This is a genomic window from Bradyrhizobium nivariense, assembly GCF_029846695.2.
In the GTDB taxonomy this organism is placed as follows: domain Bacteria; phylum Pseudomonadota; class Alphaproteobacteria; order Rhizobiales; family Xanthobacteraceae; genus Bradyrhizobium.
The window spans coordinates 1-13,902 of the sequence record NZ_JARWCR020000117.1 but is presented as its reverse complement, the minus strand read 5'-3'; the positions used below and the strand labels follow the sequence as shown (position 1 = coordinate 13,902).

Genomic DNA, 13,902 nt, shown 5'->3' with positions numbered 1-13,902 from the left:
ACATAAACCGGTCCGCCATAGGCGGGGCGGCTCGATGCGATGGCACCGCCGACGATCGCGCCGCCGATCAGGCCGGCTGCGATGCCGACGCCGACGCCGTCATGGGCCTGGGCGGACGGAGTGGCGGTCACCAGCGAACCGGCGATCGTCGCAACCGTGAGGGCGGCAACAAAAGTCTTCTTCATGCTCTTGGCTCTCCTGGGAGATGGGCTCCCCTTGTTAGAGGCGCCCGGGTTTCAAAGGTTCACGCAGACTCTGATGGAATTGGCCTTGCAGCTAGGAAGCGCGCAATTGGTCAATCCACGGTAAACGCACACGGAGCTGTGACGAGAAAAAGCGGTCTTTTTCAGGCCCCGAGATGAACGGCGCATTCGCAATGAACCGGATTGGGGCGACTTAGCCACAGACTCTGACGCGGCGGGCGCGCCAGGCATAACCGTCCCAGAAGCGCTGCTTCTGCCAGACGCAGCCGTTGCCGTAATAGTCGTCGGCGACGTAGCCCGGGCCAGGCGCGTAGTAGCGCGGCGGATAGTAGGCGGGGCCATATCCCGGATCATATGCGTAGCCGGGGCCAGGGCCGGGCCCGTAATAGTACGGAGAGGCCAGCGCCCCACCGACAATGGCGCCGCCGATGATGCCGGCCGCCACGCCCGCGGCGACGCCGCGTTGCGCCTGGGCTGGTGTACCGGCCGTAAGGGCCACAGCGGCGACGGTGGCGATTGCCAGGAGCGACTTCTTCATTGGCTGACCTTTCGAGCAAAACACGCGGGAACTCTTTGGGGTTAAAGTTCCATACTTCGTTTGAATGATCAATGAACGGCACCTTTGCCGGGGGCGACCAATTGGTATGGAATCGCAGCATCGCCAGGGGAGGGCGATCAAGGGAGGGCGATAATGGGCAACGCGATGATAAATGCATTGATCGCTGCCGGGGTCATCTTCGCGATCGGCTACGGCTGGATCAGCCATCTGCAGAACCGCAGCCAGCGGCGCTCTCGCGCCGGGGCCGGCGGCGATGGCGGCGGCGACACCTCCACGGGCACGAGCGACGGCTTCTCGCTGGGAAGCTGGTTTTCCAGCGATAGTTCCGGCAGCTCGACCGACGGCGGCAGCTGTTCCAGCAGCGATAGCGGCAGTTGTGGCGGGGATTGCGGAGGCGGCAGCGATGGTGGTGGAGGCGGTGGGGGCGATTAGGTCCACCGCGATCTTGATCCAGCGCAAGGCCCTATTTTAGAGCCGTTCTAGGCTGTTTCCGAGCCAGTTTGGAATAGCTTCAAATACCGCTTTTTCCTTTTGCATCCGGCCCCTCCCTTAAATATCGATGATGGCGCATCACCAAAGGGCCTGCCACTTCCATGATCGTTTGTTCCTGTAACGTGTTGAGCGATGACGACATCCGCGCCGCCGTCGCCGAGTCCGACGACGCTGTGCGCCACGCCAAGCAGGTCTATGGATGTCTCGGCTGTAGCGCCGAATGCGGCCGCTGCGCGCGGACCATCAAGACCATCATCGACGAAGCGCTTGGCCCCTGTGCCACGTCCTGCTGCTCCGGCTGCCCGCACAACCACACCGTGGCCGCCAATGACGAGGCGGCCCAGCCGGCCGAGTTCGCCCTCGCGGCCTGCTGAAATCTTCCGCAACCCTGGCCGAGCTTTTCCCCGGTTTGCGGTCCTGTAGCCGGTTGCCCCGGTCCTCAAACTCATTTAGAAGCGTTCTAAATTCGGTTTACGGCCGATTTGGACTGCAAGAGCTGGAGTGAACCATGCAGGGCGACGCAAAAGTTATCGAATATCTCAACAAGGCACTGCGTCACGAGCTGACTGCGATCAACCAGTACTGGCTGCACTACCGTTTCCTCGACAATTGGGGCCTCCGGGACATGGCCAAGGTCTGGCGCAAGGAGTCCATCGAGGAGATGGAGCACGCCGACAAGCTCACCGAGCGCATCCTGTTCTTCGACGGTTTCCCGAACATGCAGGTGCTCGATCCCCTGCGCATCGGCCAGAACGTCAAGGAGATCATCGATTGCGATCTTGCCGCCGAGATGAGCGCGCGCGCTCTCTACCAGGAGGCTGCAACCTATTGCCACAGCGTCAAGGACTACGTCACGCGCGACCTGTTCGAGAAGCTGATGAGCGACGAGGAACACCACATCGACTTCCTCGAGACCCAGCTCGACCTGATCGGCCGCATCGGCCTCGAGCTCTACACCCAGAAGCACGTCGGCGGGCTCGAGGGCGAAGGACATTAGTTTGGCGCGTTAGCGCTGCCACCAACTCCGGGTCGTCCCGACCAAGGTCGGGACGACAGTTTAGGACGTCAGCTACAGCTGCGTCTTGTAGAGCTCTTCCACGATCTCCTGACTCTGCGGCTCGCCAAGGCCGGTCTGCTCGTGGATCACCTCGACGATGCTCGGCATCACCGAGCGCTGCACCTTCTCCGGCGACCACAGCTTCGAGCGCATCAGCGCCTTGCCGCAGTGGAAATAGACTTCGCTGACGGCGACGTTCAGCACCGCGCGCGGCGGCTTGCCGAATTCCACCATCGAGGCGAGCAGGTCCGGATCGGCCGACAGCGTGCCGCGGCCGCCGACGCGCAGCGTCTCGTCGATGCCGGGGACGAAGAACAACAGATGCACGAAGCCCGAGCCCTCGACGACGTTCCGAAAACTGTCGATCCGGTTGTTGCCGGAGCGATCGGGCATCAGCAGCTGGTTGGTGCCGGCGACATGGACGAAGCCAATACCACCGCCGCGTGGTGAGGCATCGACGCTGCCGTCCGCTCCCGATGTCGCGAGCACGCAGAACGGCGACATCTCGATGAACTTCTTCGCATGCGTGTCGATCGCTGGGCGCGCTTTCGCGATCACGCGCGGGCTCGGCTTGGCATAGATGGTGGCGAGGTCTTCGGCACAAAGATCGGTCACGAAGCTCTCCCTGATTGAATGCCTGAGAATATCATCCCTCGGCCCGATCGCTAACCCCCTTGTCACGCCACGGCGAGTCGATCACGCCAGCGCAGTACAGAGCCCACCAGATCAGGACGCGCGGCGCCGAGGCGCTATCGCGCGCTACACCGCATCCGCCGGCACGAAGCAACTGATGATGATGGCGCCGCGGTGGTGGACGTACCACACCACGGCCTGACCGACCGGATTGCCGCGGTCGCGGATGATGGCGCGCTCGGGCACCTCCGTCCATTGTCCCTCGATCGGCACCCAATAGGCGCCGCTGCGCACGTCGTACTCCGTGCGATGGCCGTCGGAGACGTCGCAGCAGGGCACGCCGTTCGGTGCGGTCACGCTCTTGAACCAGGCGCGGACGTCGGGCGGGACGTGCTCATATTGCCCGTTGTCGAACGCGAATGCGGCGCTCGTCAGCGCCGCCAGCCAAACGCACAGTACGAGCCTGCGCATGCGATCCTCCTCATCGCGTGTCGTGCCATTGGCGCGCGATTGTCCCGCGCGTCGATTCGTATCGTTGATGCGATTAAGCCCGAGCTGTCAGCGCAATGCATGCTCAAATAATATGCGGCGTCGAGGCGTCGCATATGATGCATCGCGATATGGCGGCGAGCTTGGCAATCCTACATCGTCCGCTGCGGCGCGGTTTGCAGAATCTGCCGGACCTGCTCGCTGTAGAATTTTGCATTGCCGGTGGTGCCGTGGCCGCGCGTCTCGATGCTCCCTGGAATCAGGTAGAGACGTCCGTTCTTGACCCGCGTCATCGCAGCGTCCGTGATGCCGGTCTCGGGCGGGTTGCGTTCGTCGTCGGCGGAATTGATCAGCAGCAGCGGCGCTTCGATTCCCTCCAGCTTCTCGCCGGCATTGTAGTCATGCGAGGACTCCCACTGGTAGACGAAGTCGTTGGCATCTGCCGTGATCGTCGTGGCCAGCCGCTCGTCGACGATCTTGTCGGCCTTGGCCGCCGTCGGCGCCTGCGATTGATAGGCCAGCGTTCCGCCGATGCTCGCGATGCCGTAGGCGGTGATCGCGTATTTCATCATGCGCGGCTGGCCGGTGTAGTTGCCGCCGTTGTAGTCGGGGTCGCTGCGGATGGTGTCGAGCATGATCCGCCGCAGCATCCAGTTGCGCGACGCCAGGCCATCGGGATCAGCGCGTCCATCGCCTTCGGGTATTTCTCGCCCCACAGCCAGGTGTGCATGCCGCCCATCGAATTGCCGATGACGAGCCGCAGGTGCTTGACCCCGAGCCCTTCCGTCACCAGACGATACTGCGCCTCGACCATGTCGTCGTAATCGTATTTCGGGAAGCTCGTCTTCATCCCGTCGGACGGCTTTGACGATTTGCCATGGCCGATATTGTCGGGGATGATGATGTAATATTTGGAGGCATCGAGTGGCTGCCCCGCGCCGAACAGCTCGCCGGCAAAGGCGGGCGACAGCATGCTCGCGCCCGAGCCGCCGGTGCCGTGCAGCACCAGGACCGGCTGGCCGCTCGGCTCACCGACGGTGGTGTAGTGCAGCTTCAGCTCCGGCATGGTCTCGCCGGTGTGGAACTTGAAATCCCTGGCGATCCAGTCGCCCTGCTTCGGCGCCGGATAATCGGCAGCCAATGCGGATGTCGAGATGGCCGACAACGAGACGGACAACAGGATGGCTGACAGCGCCGCGCAAGAAGCTTTCATGTCGATTCCCCCGTGCGGCTCATGGTCGGCGGCCGCGTTGCGGCGGAACTTAGCAGAACCGTCCGGAAGGATGTAGGATTTCGTTTTCGTCGATCGTCTTTGAGGGAAACATCGGGAGAGACGGCATGTGCCGCAATATCAAGACGCTGTTCAACTTCGAGCCGGAGGCGACGGAGGATGAGATCCACGCCAGCGCGCTCCAGTTCGTTCGAAAACTGTCCGGCTTCAACAAGCCCTCGCAGGCCAACGAGGCGGCCTTCGATCGTGCGGTGGCGGAGGTCTCGGAGGCTGCGCGAAAACTCCTGACGTCGCTGCACACCCATGCGCCGGCGCGCGACCGTGAGGTCGAGGCGGAAAAGGCCAAGGAACGTTCGCGGCTGCGCTTCGGTTAGGCGTCTCGAACGTCCGTTCCGTGATCTGGCTCACGGTGGCAACGGTCTCAAGGCGCGATGATGTTCGCCGGGGTTTTGACAACCCGGAGCACCACCATGACCCGCCCCCTTCTTCCCCTGAAAGCAGGCGCCATCGTCTTCACGCTGCTGTGGACCGCGTGGATGACGTGGTGGAGCGGCTCGTTCTCGAGCGCGAACGTCGTGATCCTCGCCTTGTGCGGCGCGGCGGTCGGCTATCTCTGGTACCGCGCCATGCGCTGGCAGTTCGAGCGCATGGGCATGCTGCCGCGACGCGGGAACGGGACGAAATAGATTGGTCTGTCAGTCCTTGTGGCCGTGCTTCTTCTTTTTCTTCTTTTTCCTGTGATCGTCGCCTTCGCTGCCGTCGTCCTCGTCATCGAGCGGCGCGTCGTCCGCCTCCTGCACGGCGGCCTCCAGCGCGTCGCGCTCGGCGGCTTCACGCTCGCGCTGGCGGCGGCGTTCGTCCCATGCGTCGAAAAGCTGATCGAGCCACGGCAACACTTGTTCGATCGACGGCAGTTGGCCCGGAGGTCCAGCTTCACCACGCGGGCCCTGCGGGCCGGTGGGGCCTTGCGGGCCGACTGATCCCTGCGCTCCGGCTGCTCCTCGCGGGCCGGCTTCGCCCTGCTTGCCTTGCGGGCCGGGCTTGCCCAGCGGTCCGGCCTTTCCGATCGGGCCCGGCTTGCCCTCTGGCCCGGGCTTGCCGCGCGCGCCGTCCGGTCCCCGCTTACCCGGATGACCCTGCGGTCCCGGCCGTCCCGGTTCGCCCTGCCGTCCGCGCGGTCCCTGAGGTCCCTGCCGTTTTTGTTCGTCTGCCACGCCACTGCTCCCTCTGCGGAAGCAAGCTACTTAGCGGCCTTTGACGACAGCAGCAATTCTGCCCGGGCATCGCGCCGGGTTTGATCAACATCAATCGGCTGCACGTCACGCGCTAGTCCTGATAGGGCGGGACCTCGATGCCGGAGGCGGCATAGATCCTGATCTTGTTGCGCAACGTGCGCACTGACAGGCCGAGCACGCGCGACGCGCGCGTGCGGTTGCCGTCGCAGCGCGCGAGCGTCTGGAGCACGAGCTCACGCTCGACCTCGTCGACGGTGGCGCCGATCAGAAGCGGAACGATCTGGTTCGGAGCAAGGAATTGCGCGCCCGGTTCGGACGCAGCGACATGAACAGTGGTCATCGACACACCTCCCGATCGACGCCCGCTTCCGTCTTTGGAAGCGGATCGAGAACCAACGACCCCCAAGCCGTAGATCTACGGTGCGCGGGTTTGGTTAACGAAAGGTTAACCGCGGGCGATCGCACCAATTGACCTCAGGATTGCCGCGAAGGCGCCGCGATTGACGCGAGATGCGGGCTTATCTCGCACCATGGCTGCGTCGTTGCGCCCCGCTCACACCGTCCGGTATCCGCCGTCCACCATCACGATCGTTCCCGTGACGTAGGCCGACATATCCGACGCGAGGAAGATCGCGGGACCCACGATGTCCTCAGGCTTGCCGGTGCGCGCCAGCGGGGTGTGATCGACGAAGGCCTGCACCAGCGCCGGATTGGTCGCGCGCACATTGGCGTTGATGTTGGTCTCGATGAAGCCCGGCCCGATCGCGTTGACGCGTACGCCCTCCTTGCCGAGCTCGACCGCCAGCGCCTTGGTGAAGCCGAGCACGCCGTGTTTCGAGGTGGTGTAGGCCGCCGAGCTCGGCGTGCGCAGGTGCACGAAGGACTGGATCGAGCCGATATTGACGATGCGGCCCTTAGCTGCGCGCAAGGGCGCCAGGAACGCCTGCGTCATGTTGAAGACGCCGTTGAGATTGAGCGAGATGATGTCGTTCCAGTCCTTCGCCACTGTCTCCGGCTCCGCGGTGAAGGCGTTGCGGCGGGTGATGCCGGCATTGTTGACGAGGATCGAGACCTGCCCGACCTTGTCGGCGACCTGCCTGGCGAGCGCAAAGCAGTCGTCGCGTTTGGTCACGTCGAGCGCAAAGCTCTCGGCCTTGCCGCCGGACTTGCGGATCTCCTGGGCGGCCTCCGCGACCGTGTCGGCGTTGACGTCGAGCAGCACCACTTGCGCGCCTTCGCGGGCGTAGCCGGCCGCGATTGCCCGGCCGATGCCGGAACCGGCGCCCGTGATGACGGCGATATGGTTTGCGAGCAATGCCATGACAATTTCCTCCCGATTTCGCTTCTAAATTTCATGAAAGGCTAACTCGAAATTAAGAGGTCGGAAACGGCGGCCTTGGCATACTGATCTTGATTGCTAAACGTTGCGCGCATGATGGAACGGCTTGAATCCTGGAAACTCGCACTCGAACGCCTGCGGTCGGCGCAACGCGCCGATTGGGCCGAGGCGGGCCGGCTCGTCGCCGAGATCGTGCGGATGAGCACCGATACCATGCTGCGCCAGGCGGCCGAGCAGGCGCTTCCGGTGCTGCGCCAGGCCGTGGACAATGACGATCACAGCGTCACGCTGGCGGCCCAGCGCCGCATCGGCGTGGTGCTTGATGTCGTTCACGACCTGACCGCGCCGCGCTTCGGCCGCCGCAATGCTGCGCCGAAGAAATTGTCCACCGAGGATCGCGCCCGCAAGGTGCTCGGCCTGCCGCTCGCGGTGCAGCTCACCTGCGAGGACATCAACCAGGCCTATCGCCGCGCCGCCAAGGGCATGCATCCCGACCGGGGCGGCAGCGCGCAAGCGTTCATCGATCTCGCCGCCGCGCGCGATGTCCTGATCCATCCCGGCGCGCACAAGGACGCGTGAGGGCACATGTGCTATCCTGTAGCCCGGATGAGCGAAGCGACATCCGGGACGGGTCTAGCCCATGGTTCTGTATCGCAGAAATTTTCTTCCCGGTGGCACCTACTTTTTCACTGTAGCGCTCTTCGACCGCCGATCGACCATTTTGATTGAGAACGTTGACACCCTGCGCGATGCCTTTCAGGTCGCTCGCGGGGAGCGCCCGTTTGAGGTCGATTCGATCGTGATCCTTCCGGATCACCTGCATGTCGTCATGAACCTCCCGCCGCACGACGCCGATTTCGCGGGACGTTGGCGAAGGATCAAGGGGCATTTCAGCAGCGCATTACTGCATGCGGGTATCGACGTAGCCCGCCACGCCAATGGAGAATTAGCTCTGTGGCAACGACGTTACTGGGAGCACACGATTCGCGACGAAGATGATTTCGCCCGCCATTTGGATTACATTCACTTCAACCCAGTCAAGCATCGCTACGTCCAGCGCGTTGGTGATTGGCCGCATTCGTCCTTTCACCGATATGTGCGGGCGGGATTGCTCTCGGAGGACGGGGCGGGCGATGCCGGCGTTGCGGCGAGCAGCAGCGCTGCAGCCAGAACCGTTGCTGTCGTCGGCGCGCGCATCGATTGGCTCCAAAGCCGCGAGGTGGAAGAACAAGCGGGCAAGGATGCTAGCATCTCAGCGGCGCGTCCAAAAAGAAAAGGGCGGACCGCTCGCGCGATCCGCCCCTGAAATTCGATCTGTCGCGTCAGGCCTAGAGCGTGCAGCGGCGCTCCGTGCGCAGCTTGATCTGAAGCTCCGAGGCGGCCGTGAAGGTCGGGAGCGGCTTGCTGACGACCTTGTAGGTCGACACGCCCCACTGGAACGGCTTGTACTTGAGGTCCTCGTTCCAGACCTGGCAGATGCCGGTGTTGTCCCAGCGGATCACGTAATAGCCGACCGCCGCAGAGGCCGGCACGGCAAAGACGGTGGTGGCGATGCCGGCAACGGCACAGAGGGCGAGAACGCGACGCATGAAATATCTCCTGATGGGAACGTGAGAAGGAAACTGGTGCGGCAAATCTGCGCGGCTGGCAAGCGGGGCGGCGACCGTTCACGGATATTTCAGCCGTTGGTCGGCCGTTCGGACGACCCTTATCCCTTGACTGTCGCTTGATTACCCCTTGGCCAGCGACGCCACCGCCTCGATCTCGATCAGCATCTTCGGATCGGGCAGCGCCTGGACCACGCAGGTGGTGCGGGCGGGGTAGGGCGGCGGGCCGAAGGCGCCGGCATAGAGCGCGTTCATGGCGGCGACGTCGGAGGCGCGGGTCAGCAGCACGTTGACCTTGACGAGATCGCGGATATCCGCGCCGGCCTCCGCCAGCACGCGCTTGATGTTGACGGCGACGTTGGCGAACTGCGCCTCGAAGCCGTCGGGCAGCGCGCCGCTGGCGTCGAAGCCGGGAATGCCGGAGACGAACAGGAGATCGCCGGCGCGCGTGGCAAAGGACAGCGGCGGCGCCTTTACGTGCGGCGGGGGTGCGAAATGCTGGATCGGCATGGGTCACCTCGGATGGAACGGTCGCATTGAGGGTAGCGACATGCGGGGGAGTTGCAATCGGGATTGACGGGCGGGGGAGGGCGCAACACAAAAAAATGCGAAAACAACCCCATGCACAGTAGGCATCAAGCAGAAATCATTGATCTTTTTCTGATTCGGGAAAAGCAAAATAATCATTTGCTCCGTCGGGCAACACAGGGGCAGAATGGCATGATGGCAGTGGTGCCGGTAGGCGGCCCCAAACTCTGCCGTCATGCCCCGCCTTGTGCGCACTTGCGCACTGGGGCGGGGCATCCAGTACGCCGCGGCCCATCGATTAAACCACAACCCGTCTCGGAGTACTGGATCGTCCGGTCAAGCCGGACGATGACAGTTGAATGCGCTGTTGCATCTCGCGTTTCACTGCGCCCCCATCATGTTGCCGCCGCGATCCATCGGATAGATTCGCCTCGTCTGATTCGAGTCCTGCCTCAAGAAATAGCCCCCGGAGACACAAATGAAGATCGCACCCGCCTTCCGCGCCGCGCTTCTCGCCGTTGCCGCGCTTGCCGGCCTCTCCACCTCGGCAATGGCCGACGGCGGCACCGTGGTGCTGACGATCTACAAGGCGGGCTGGATCATCGGCGGTTCCGGCGGCTCGGGCGTGCTGAGCTTCCGCGGCCGCGCCTATTCGCTCTCGACCGGCGGTCTCGACTACGGCCTCGTCTTCGGCGGCTCCAAGACCGTACTGCGCGGCCGCGTCTCCAACATCAACCGTCCCTCTGATGTCGCCGGCGTCTACGGCGCCGCCGGTGCCGGCATCGCGATCGGCCGCGGCGCCCGCGCCATCGTGCTGACCAACCAGAAGGGCGCGGTGCTCGAGCTGACCGGCACGCAGGTCGGCCTGATGGCGAATGCGGATCTGAGCGGGCTTGCGATCACGATGCGGTAGGGGGCGCGTAGGGTGGGCAAAGGCGCGCAAGCGCCGTGCCCACCATTGCGGTGTTAGACCCTCATGGTGAGGAGGCGCGTAAGCGCCGTCTCGAACCATGCGGGCCCGTCTCGCCCGCGGCCATCCTTCGAGACGATCGCTTCGCGATCTCCTCAGGATGAGGTCTGTGGTTGCGGCGTCATCGCCGCATGAATCCGCTCGCAATGCGCGACGAGGTTTTCATGCGCATCGACGAACGCCTTCAGCGGCGTCGGGATCGGGAAGTAATAGATGTTGGCGATGAAGCCGTAGATGACGGCATCGACGCTGGTAGGCCGCTCGCCGTGCACGAAGCCGGTCGCCGGCACGATCTCGGCCAGCACCTGCAAATCGGCGAGCCCCCGCGCGTAAGCCTGCTCGGGCGTGTAGCGGCCGATGCCCTGGTAATGATAGCGCTGCGCATTATACGCCTTCGCCTTCTCAAATCCTGCCGCGTCGATCTGCTTGTGCTGCGCAATGAACGCATCGCGGAATGCCGGATAATAGCGCTCGTCCTTCCAGCGCGAATACGACATCACCCAGTAGAGGTCGTCGAGCATGCGCGTGACGAAATGGTTGGTGCGGTGCTGCTCCGGTAAAAGCCCCGCGTCGATAGTCAGGCGGTATTTCGCAATGGCGTGCGCGATGATCGTCTCGCTATCGCCGATCGTCTCGCCGTCGTCCACAATATAGGGCAGCTGCCCGCGCGGCGCGGCGGAGGCATCGAACACATGCTCATGCACGAACGGCACGCCCGCGAGTTTCAGGAAGGCATAGACCTTGAGGCCGTAGCCGTTGTTGTCGGCGACGCCGAACAGTTTTGGGTAGGAGTAGAGGGTCAGCATGGGACACTCCTTGCGCTGAAGTCGTATCGCCGCCGTGACGGACTTGCAACAGTCCCGCGCTTTGTGCGCCGCCTCCTGCGGCGGACGATGGCATCGTCGCTGGTTTGTCCCGACAACCCCGGCCGGGATCGCTATACTCCGTATCCCAGTGACGTCAGCAGGATGGTGGCCCCATGGCGAGAGACTTGGAAGGCAAGGTTGCGGCCGTGACCGGGGCTGCGTCGGGCATCGGATTGGCCAGCACCGAGGCGATGCTGGCCGCGGGCGCGCGCGTGGTGATGGTCGACCGCGACGAGGCCGCGCTGAAGTCGCTCTGCGACAAGCACGGCGAGGCAGTGATCCCGCTGCTCGTCGACCTGCTGGATCCAAAGGATTGCGCAACGCTGCTGCCGCGCGTTCTGGAGCAGGCCGGCCAGCTCGACATCCTGCATGCGAATGCGGGGACGTATGTCGGTGGCGATCTGGTCGATGCCGACACCGTGGCGATCGACCGGATGCTGAACCTCAATGTCAACGTCGTGATGAAAAACGTGCACGACGTGCTGCCGCACATGATCGGGCGCCGGACCGGCGACATCATCGTCACGAGCTCCCTGGCGGCGCATTTTCCGACGCCATGGGAGCCGGTCTATGCGTCGTCCAAATGGGCGATCAACTGCTTTGTCCAGACGGTGCGGCGCCAGGTCTTCAAGCACGGCATTCGCGTCGGCTCGATCTCGCCCGGCCCAGTCGTCAGCGCACTGCTCGCGGACTGGCCGCCGGAGAAGCTGAAGGAAGCCAGGGATTCGGGAAGCCTGCTGGAGGCCAGCGAAGTGGCTGAGGTCGTGATGTTCATGTTGACGCGGCCGCGCGGCATGACAATTCGTGACGTGGTGATGCTGCCGACCAATTTCGATCTCTAGGGCGCTAACCTCCCTGCGACCCCTTCGATGCGGCGATGAAAACCGCCAATTGAGCGTCGAAAGCGCGCCTGAAGGCCGGCCGCGCTTCGCCGCGGGCGACATAGGCGGCGATATCAGGATAGTCGTCCAGCAGTCCCGATGCGTTCAACCGGCGCAGCACCGTCACCATCATCAGATCGCCGGCGCTGAACGCGCCATCGAGCCAGTCGGCATCGCCGAGGCGGCGGGACAATTCGCCGAGCCTGATACGGACGCGATCCTGCAGCATGGGCAGCCGCTCCGCGTACCAGCTCTTGTCGCGCTCGAACAGCATGGCCATCCCGAGCTCGACGATCGGCGGCTCCAGCGTGCTCAGCGCGGAAAACATCCACGCGATCGCGCGCGCCCGGGCGTTCGGCTCAGTCGGTAGCAGCCCGGCGTGACGCTCCGCGATATGGAGCACGATCGATCCGGACTCGAACAGGGCGAGGTCGCCGTCCTCATAGGTCGGGATCTGCCCGAACGGATGCAGCGCAAGATGCGCGGGCTCTTTCATTTCGCTGAACGAAACCAGACGCACGTCGTAAGGCTGGTCCACCTCCTCGAGCGCCCAGCGCACCCGCATGTCGCGGGCCTGTCCCTTGCCGCGATCGGGCGAGCTTGCGAAGGCTGTGATGGTGGGGGGCATGGGAGGGCTCCGGGGTGGTCGGACGTTGTGTCCAGAGGACGAACGGCGGGCACAGTTTCCGACAGACTATCTTGATTTCCTGGGGCGTATGCGAAGCCAGACCCTCATGGTGAGGAGGCGCGCAGCGCCGTCTCGAACCATGCAGGCCCGCATCTCGCCCGTGGCGATCCTTTGCTTCGCTTCGCTCGCAATGACGGTTGTGGCCATACCGCGATCATTTTAACGAACCAGCACGCGCTGGAAGGCATTGCGGATTCCGGATTGCCCAAAAGGATACGCGAAACTGCTCACGAGGATTGCGAGATGGCAATCAACAAGGACAAGGTCGACGACGCAGCGCTGGCCCTACTCTATCTGACCCTGCACGATCAATATCGGGCATGGAAGGGATTCGATTGGGATGTGCTCGACCGTCTTCACGAGAAGGGCATGATTGACGATCCCGTCGGCAAGGTGAAGTCGGTGGTGTTCACGCCTGAGGGACTTGAACGTGCGAAGACACTCTTCAAGGAGTTGTTCGAGGAGTAACTCCGCGAGCGCCGCGCGTGGGCGAAGCCAGACCCCTCATGGTGAGGAGGCGCGCAGCGCCGTCTCGAACCATGAAGGCCCGCATCTCGCCCGCAGCCATCCTTCGAGACGCCTGCCTCGCAGGCTCCTCAGGATGAGGTCGGCGGGTGTTGAGCGTCCGACAAACCGATCCACGCCGCAAGCTCGCGCCACGGCTCCAGCGTCCAATGCCCGGACGCAGCCCCCGACGGCGAGGGCAGCACGAACACCTCGGCCGGACATTCATTCCGCGGCTGCCGCCCCAGCGCAATCCCGCTCGACGGCCTGCCGTAAAACAAGCTCGCCGCCTTCTTGCTCGTGAACGCAATCGTCTTCGGTCGATATTTTTCGATCTTGGCCCTGAACCCCGGCACGTCGATCGCCTCCGTCGCGATCTGATGATCCATCCCCGCGCCCGACTTGGACAGATCGGTGAAGCCGATCCCGAGCTCGAGAAGTGCTGTGAACTCGCCCGGCTGATAGCGCCGCGGCGTGATCCCGGCCTCATGGATCGCGCGCCAGAAGCGGTTGCCGGGATGGGCGTAGTAGTGGCCGAGTTCGGCCGAGCGCGTGCTGGCGGCGGTGCCGACGAAGACGAGGCGGAGGTTGGGAAGGAGCTGGTCGGGGAGGCGGTGGGG

The 13,902-nt window shown here is 63.8% G+C and carries 21 protein-coding genes and 2 pseudogenes; 10 read left to right on the top strand and 13 right to left on the bottom strand.

The annotated features are described in order from the left end of the window. On the bottom strand, nucleotides 1-185 hold a 185-nt coding region (locus QCM77_RS43975; protein WP_280096928.1), incomplete at its 3' end, for a hypothetical protein. Nucleotides 186-396: 211 nt separating this feature from the next. After that, nucleotides 397-741, bottom strand: coding sequence for a hypothetical protein (locus QCM77_RS43970; RefSeq protein ID WP_279659567.1), 345 nt, complete (start codon nucleotides 739-741; stop codon nucleotides 397-399). A 153-nt stretch (nucleotides 742-894) separates the two neighbouring features. Between QCM77_RS43970 and QCM77_RS43965 the strand changes: the two genes are divergently transcribed. From QCM77_RS43965 to bfr, 3 genes are all read left to right on the top strand, one after another. Continuing rightward, on the top strand, nucleotides 895-1,194 hold the full coding sequence (locus QCM77_RS43965; RefSeq protein WP_279659568.1) for a hypothetical protein: 300 nt from the start codon (nucleotides 895-897) through the stop codon (nucleotides 1,192-1,194). A 161-nt stretch (nucleotides 1,195-1,355) separates the two neighbouring features. Further along, entirely contained in the window at nucleotides 1,356-1,628 is a 273-nt protein-coding gene (locus tag QCM77_RS43960; protein WP_279659569.1) for a (2Fe-2S)-binding protein, read from the top strand. 134 nt (nucleotides 1,629-1,762) lie between these two features. Beyond that, on the top strand, nucleotides 1,763-2,251 hold the full coding sequence (gene bfr, locus QCM77_RS43955; RefSeq protein WP_279659570.1) for a bacterioferritin: 489 nt from the start codon (nucleotides 1,763-1,765) through the stop codon (nucleotides 2,249-2,251). 72 nt (nucleotides 2,252-2,323) lie between these two features. Here the strand turns inward: bfr and QCM77_RS43950 are convergent, their stop codons facing one another. From QCM77_RS43950 to QCM77_RS43940, 3 genes and pseudogenes are all read right to left on the bottom strand, one after another. Further along, nucleotides 2,324-2,926 carry an MSMEG_1061 family FMN-dependent PPOX-type flavoprotein gene (locus QCM77_RS43950; protein WP_280096927.1) on the bottom strand — a complete coding sequence of 201 codons (603 nt, stop codon included), beginning with the start codon at nucleotides 2,924-2,926 and terminating at the stop codon, nucleotides 2,324-2,326. A gap of 144 nt (nucleotides 2,927-3,070) precedes the next feature. After that, a complete protein-coding gene (locus tag QCM77_RS43945; RefSeq protein WP_280096926.1) occupies nucleotides 3,071-3,415 on the bottom strand; it encodes a hypothetical protein in 345 nt (114 codons plus the stop codon). Nucleotides 3,416-3,585: 170 nt separating this feature from the next. Further along, a pseudogene (locus QCM77_RS43940) lies at nucleotides 3,586-4,646 on the bottom strand (alpha/beta fold hydrolase). Between the two features lie 125 nt (nucleotides 4,647-4,771). On the opposite strand from QCM77_RS43940, the gene QCM77_RS43935 reads away from it, so the two are divergent. Beyond that, nucleotides 4,772-5,038 (top strand): DUF2277 domain-containing protein, encoded by a 267-nt coding sequence (locus tag QCM77_RS43935; RefSeq protein WP_018454139.1) that lies wholly within the window; start codon nucleotides 4,772-4,774, stop codon nucleotides 5,036-5,038. Nucleotides 5,039-5,134: 96 nt separating this feature from the next. Further along, nucleotides 5,135-5,350, top strand: coding sequence for a hypothetical protein (locus QCM77_RS43930; RefSeq protein ID WP_280096925.1), 216 nt, complete (start codon nucleotides 5,135-5,137; stop codon nucleotides 5,348-5,350). Nucleotides 5,351-5,359: 9 nt separating this feature from the next. On the opposite strand, the gene QCM77_RS43925 is transcribed toward QCM77_RS43930, so the two are convergent. The 3 genes from QCM77_RS43925 to QCM77_RS43915 all read right to left on the bottom strand — a co-directional run bounded on the left by QCM77_RS43925 (nucleotide 5,360) and on the right by QCM77_RS43915 (nucleotide 7,220). Continuing rightward, nucleotides 5,360-5,878, bottom strand: a complete 519-nt coding sequence (locus QCM77_RS43925; RefSeq protein ID WP_280096924.1) for a collagen-like domain-containing protein — start codon at nucleotides 5,876-5,878, stop codon at nucleotides 5,360-5,362. 112 nt (nucleotides 5,879-5,990) lie between these two features. Continuing rightward, complete coding sequence (locus QCM77_RS43920; protein ID WP_280096923.1) at nucleotides 5,991-6,239, bottom strand: helix-turn-helix domain-containing protein; 249 nt, start codon at nucleotides 6,237-6,239, stop codon at nucleotides 5,991-5,993. Nucleotides 6,240-6,452: 213 nt separating this feature from the next. Continuing rightward, nucleotides 6,453-7,220: an SDR family NAD(P)-dependent oxidoreductase gene (locus QCM77_RS43915; RefSeq protein ID WP_280096922.1), complete on the bottom strand. Its 768-nt coding sequence runs from the start codon at nucleotides 7,218-7,220 to the stop codon at nucleotides 6,453-6,455. Between the two features lie 111 nt (nucleotides 7,221-7,331). On the opposite strand from QCM77_RS43915, the gene QCM77_RS43910 reads away from it, so the two are divergent. Together QCM77_RS43910 and QCM77_RS43905 are read left to right on the top strand one after the other, a co-directional pair. Next, nucleotides 7,332-7,817, top strand: a complete 486-nt coding sequence (locus tag QCM77_RS43910; protein WP_280096921.1) for a J domain-containing protein — start codon at nucleotides 7,332-7,334, stop codon at nucleotides 7,815-7,817. Nucleotides 7,818-7,878: 61 nt separating this feature from the next. Next, nucleotides 7,879-8,379: pseudogene (locus QCM77_RS43905) on the top strand (REP-associated tyrosine transposase); the annotation flags it as partial. Between the two features lie 187 nt (nucleotides 8,380-8,566). Here the strand turns inward: QCM77_RS43905 and QCM77_RS43900 are convergent. Together QCM77_RS43900 and QCM77_RS43895 are read right to left on the bottom strand one after the other, a co-directional pair. Beyond that, a complete protein-coding gene (locus QCM77_RS43900) occupies nucleotides 8,567-8,827 on the bottom strand; it encodes a hypothetical protein (RefSeq protein WP_279659578.1) in 261 nt (86 codons plus the stop codon). 141 nt (nucleotides 8,828-8,968) lie between these two features. After that, nucleotides 8,969-9,355, bottom strand: a complete 387-nt coding sequence (locus QCM77_RS43895; RefSeq protein ID WP_280096920.1) for a RidA family protein — start codon at nucleotides 9,353-9,355, stop codon at nucleotides 8,969-8,971. 496 nt (nucleotides 9,356-9,851) lie between these two features. Here QCM77_RS43895 and QCM77_RS43890 point away from each other — a divergent pair, with 496 nt between their 5' ends. Continuing rightward, nucleotides 9,852-10,286, top strand: a complete 435-nt coding sequence (locus QCM77_RS43890; protein WP_279659580.1) for a hypothetical protein — start codon at nucleotides 9,852-9,854, stop codon at nucleotides 10,284-10,286. A 152-nt stretch (nucleotides 10,287-10,438) separates the two neighbouring features. Here the strand turns inward: QCM77_RS43890 and QCM77_RS43885 are convergent, their stop codons facing one another. Continuing rightward, a complete protein-coding gene (locus tag QCM77_RS43885; RefSeq protein ID WP_280096919.1) occupies nucleotides 10,439-11,149 on the bottom strand; it encodes a glutathione S-transferase family protein in 711 nt (236 codons plus the stop codon). 173 nt (nucleotides 11,150-11,322) lie between these two features. Here QCM77_RS43885 and QCM77_RS43880 point away from each other — a divergent pair, with 173 nt between their 5' ends. Continuing rightward, nucleotides 11,323-12,051: an SDR family oxidoreductase gene (locus tag QCM77_RS43880; RefSeq protein ID WP_280096918.1), complete on the top strand. Its 729-nt coding sequence runs from the start codon at nucleotides 11,323-11,325 to the stop codon at nucleotides 12,049-12,051. Between the two features lie 4 nt (nucleotides 12,052-12,055). Here the strand turns inward: QCM77_RS43880 and QCM77_RS43875 are convergent, their stop codons facing one another. Then, on the bottom strand, nucleotides 12,056-12,718 hold the full coding sequence (locus QCM77_RS43875) for a glutathione S-transferase family protein (RefSeq protein WP_280096917.1): 663 nt from the start codon (nucleotides 12,716-12,718) through the stop codon (nucleotides 12,056-12,058). A 303-nt stretch (nucleotides 12,719-13,021) separates the two neighbouring features. On the opposite strand from QCM77_RS43875, the gene QCM77_RS43870 reads away from it, so the two are divergent. Next, the gene (locus tag QCM77_RS43870; RefSeq protein WP_280096916.1) at nucleotides 13,022-13,246 is read left to right on the top strand and encodes a DUF6429 family protein; all 225 of its coding nucleotides are present in this window, start codon (nucleotides 13,022-13,024) and stop codon (nucleotides 13,244-13,246) included. A gap of 128 nt (nucleotides 13,247-13,374) precedes the next feature. Here the strand turns inward: QCM77_RS43870 and QCM77_RS43865 are convergent. Further along, nucleotides 13,375-13,902: mismatch-specific DNA-glycosylase (locus tag QCM77_RS43865; protein WP_280096915.1), on the bottom strand; the 528-nt coding region annotated here is incomplete at its 5' end.

Coding starts and splice junctions, on each gene's coding strand:
- QCM77_RS43970 (WP_279659567.1), bottom strand. CDS start 741: ATGAAGAAGTCGCTCCTGGCAATCGCCACCGTCGCCGCTGTGGCCCTT.
- QCM77_RS43965 (WP_279659568.1), top strand. CDS start 895: ATGGGCAACGCGATGATAAATGCATTGATCGCTGCCGGGGTCATCTTC.
- QCM77_RS43960 (WP_279659569.1), top strand. CDS start 1,356: ATGATCGTTTGTTCCTGTAACGTGTTGAGCGATGACGACATCCGCGCC.
- bfr (WP_279659570.1), top strand. CDS start 1,763: ATGCAGGGCGACGCAAAAGTTATCGAATATCTCAACAAGGCACTGCGT.
- QCM77_RS43945 (WP_280096926.1), bottom strand. CDS start 3,415: ATGCGCAGGCTCGTACTGTGCGTTTGGCTGGCGGCGCTGACGAGCGCC.
- QCM77_RS43935 (WP_018454139.1), top strand. CDS start 4,772: ATGTGCCGCAATATCAAGACGCTGTTCAACTTCGAGCCGGAGGCGACG.
- QCM77_RS43930 (WP_280096925.1), top strand. CDS start 5,135: ATGACCCGCCCCCTTCTTCCCCTGAAAGCAGGCGCCATCGTCTTCACG.
- QCM77_RS43920 (WP_280096923.1), bottom strand. CDS start 6,239: ATGACCACTGTTCATGTCGCTGCGTCCGAACCGGGCGCGCAATTCCTT.
- QCM77_RS43915 (WP_280096922.1), bottom strand. CDS start 7,220: ATGGCATTGCTCGCAAACCATATCGCCGTCATCACGGGCGCCGGTTCC.
- QCM77_RS43910 (WP_280096921.1), top strand. CDS start 7,332: ATGATGGAACGGCTTGAATCCTGGAAACTCGCACTCGAACGCCTGCGG.
- QCM77_RS43900 (WP_279659578.1), bottom strand. CDS start 8,827: ATGCGTCGCGTTCTCGCCCTCTGTGCCGTTGCCGGCATCGCCACCACC.
- QCM77_RS43895 (WP_280096920.1), bottom strand. CDS start 9,355: ATGCCGATCCAGCATTTCGCACCCCCGCCGCACGTAAAGGCGCCGCCG.
- QCM77_RS43890 (WP_279659580.1), top strand. CDS start 9,852: ATGAAGATCGCACCCGCCTTCCGCGCCGCGCTTCTCGCCGTTGCCGCG.
- QCM77_RS43885 (WP_280096919.1), bottom strand. CDS start 11,149: ATGCTGACCCTCTACTCCTACCCAAAACTGTTCGGCGTCGCCGACAAC.
- QCM77_RS43880 (WP_280096918.1), top strand. CDS start 11,323: ATGGCGAGAGACTTGGAAGGCAAGGTTGCGGCCGTGACCGGGGCTGCG.
- QCM77_RS43875 (WP_280096917.1), bottom strand. CDS start 12,718: ATGCCCCCCACCATCACAGCCTTCGCAAGCTCGCCCGATCGCGGCAAG.
- QCM77_RS43870 (WP_280096916.1), top strand. CDS start 13,022: ATGGCAATCAACAAGGACAAGGTCGACGACGCAGCGCTGGCCCTACTC.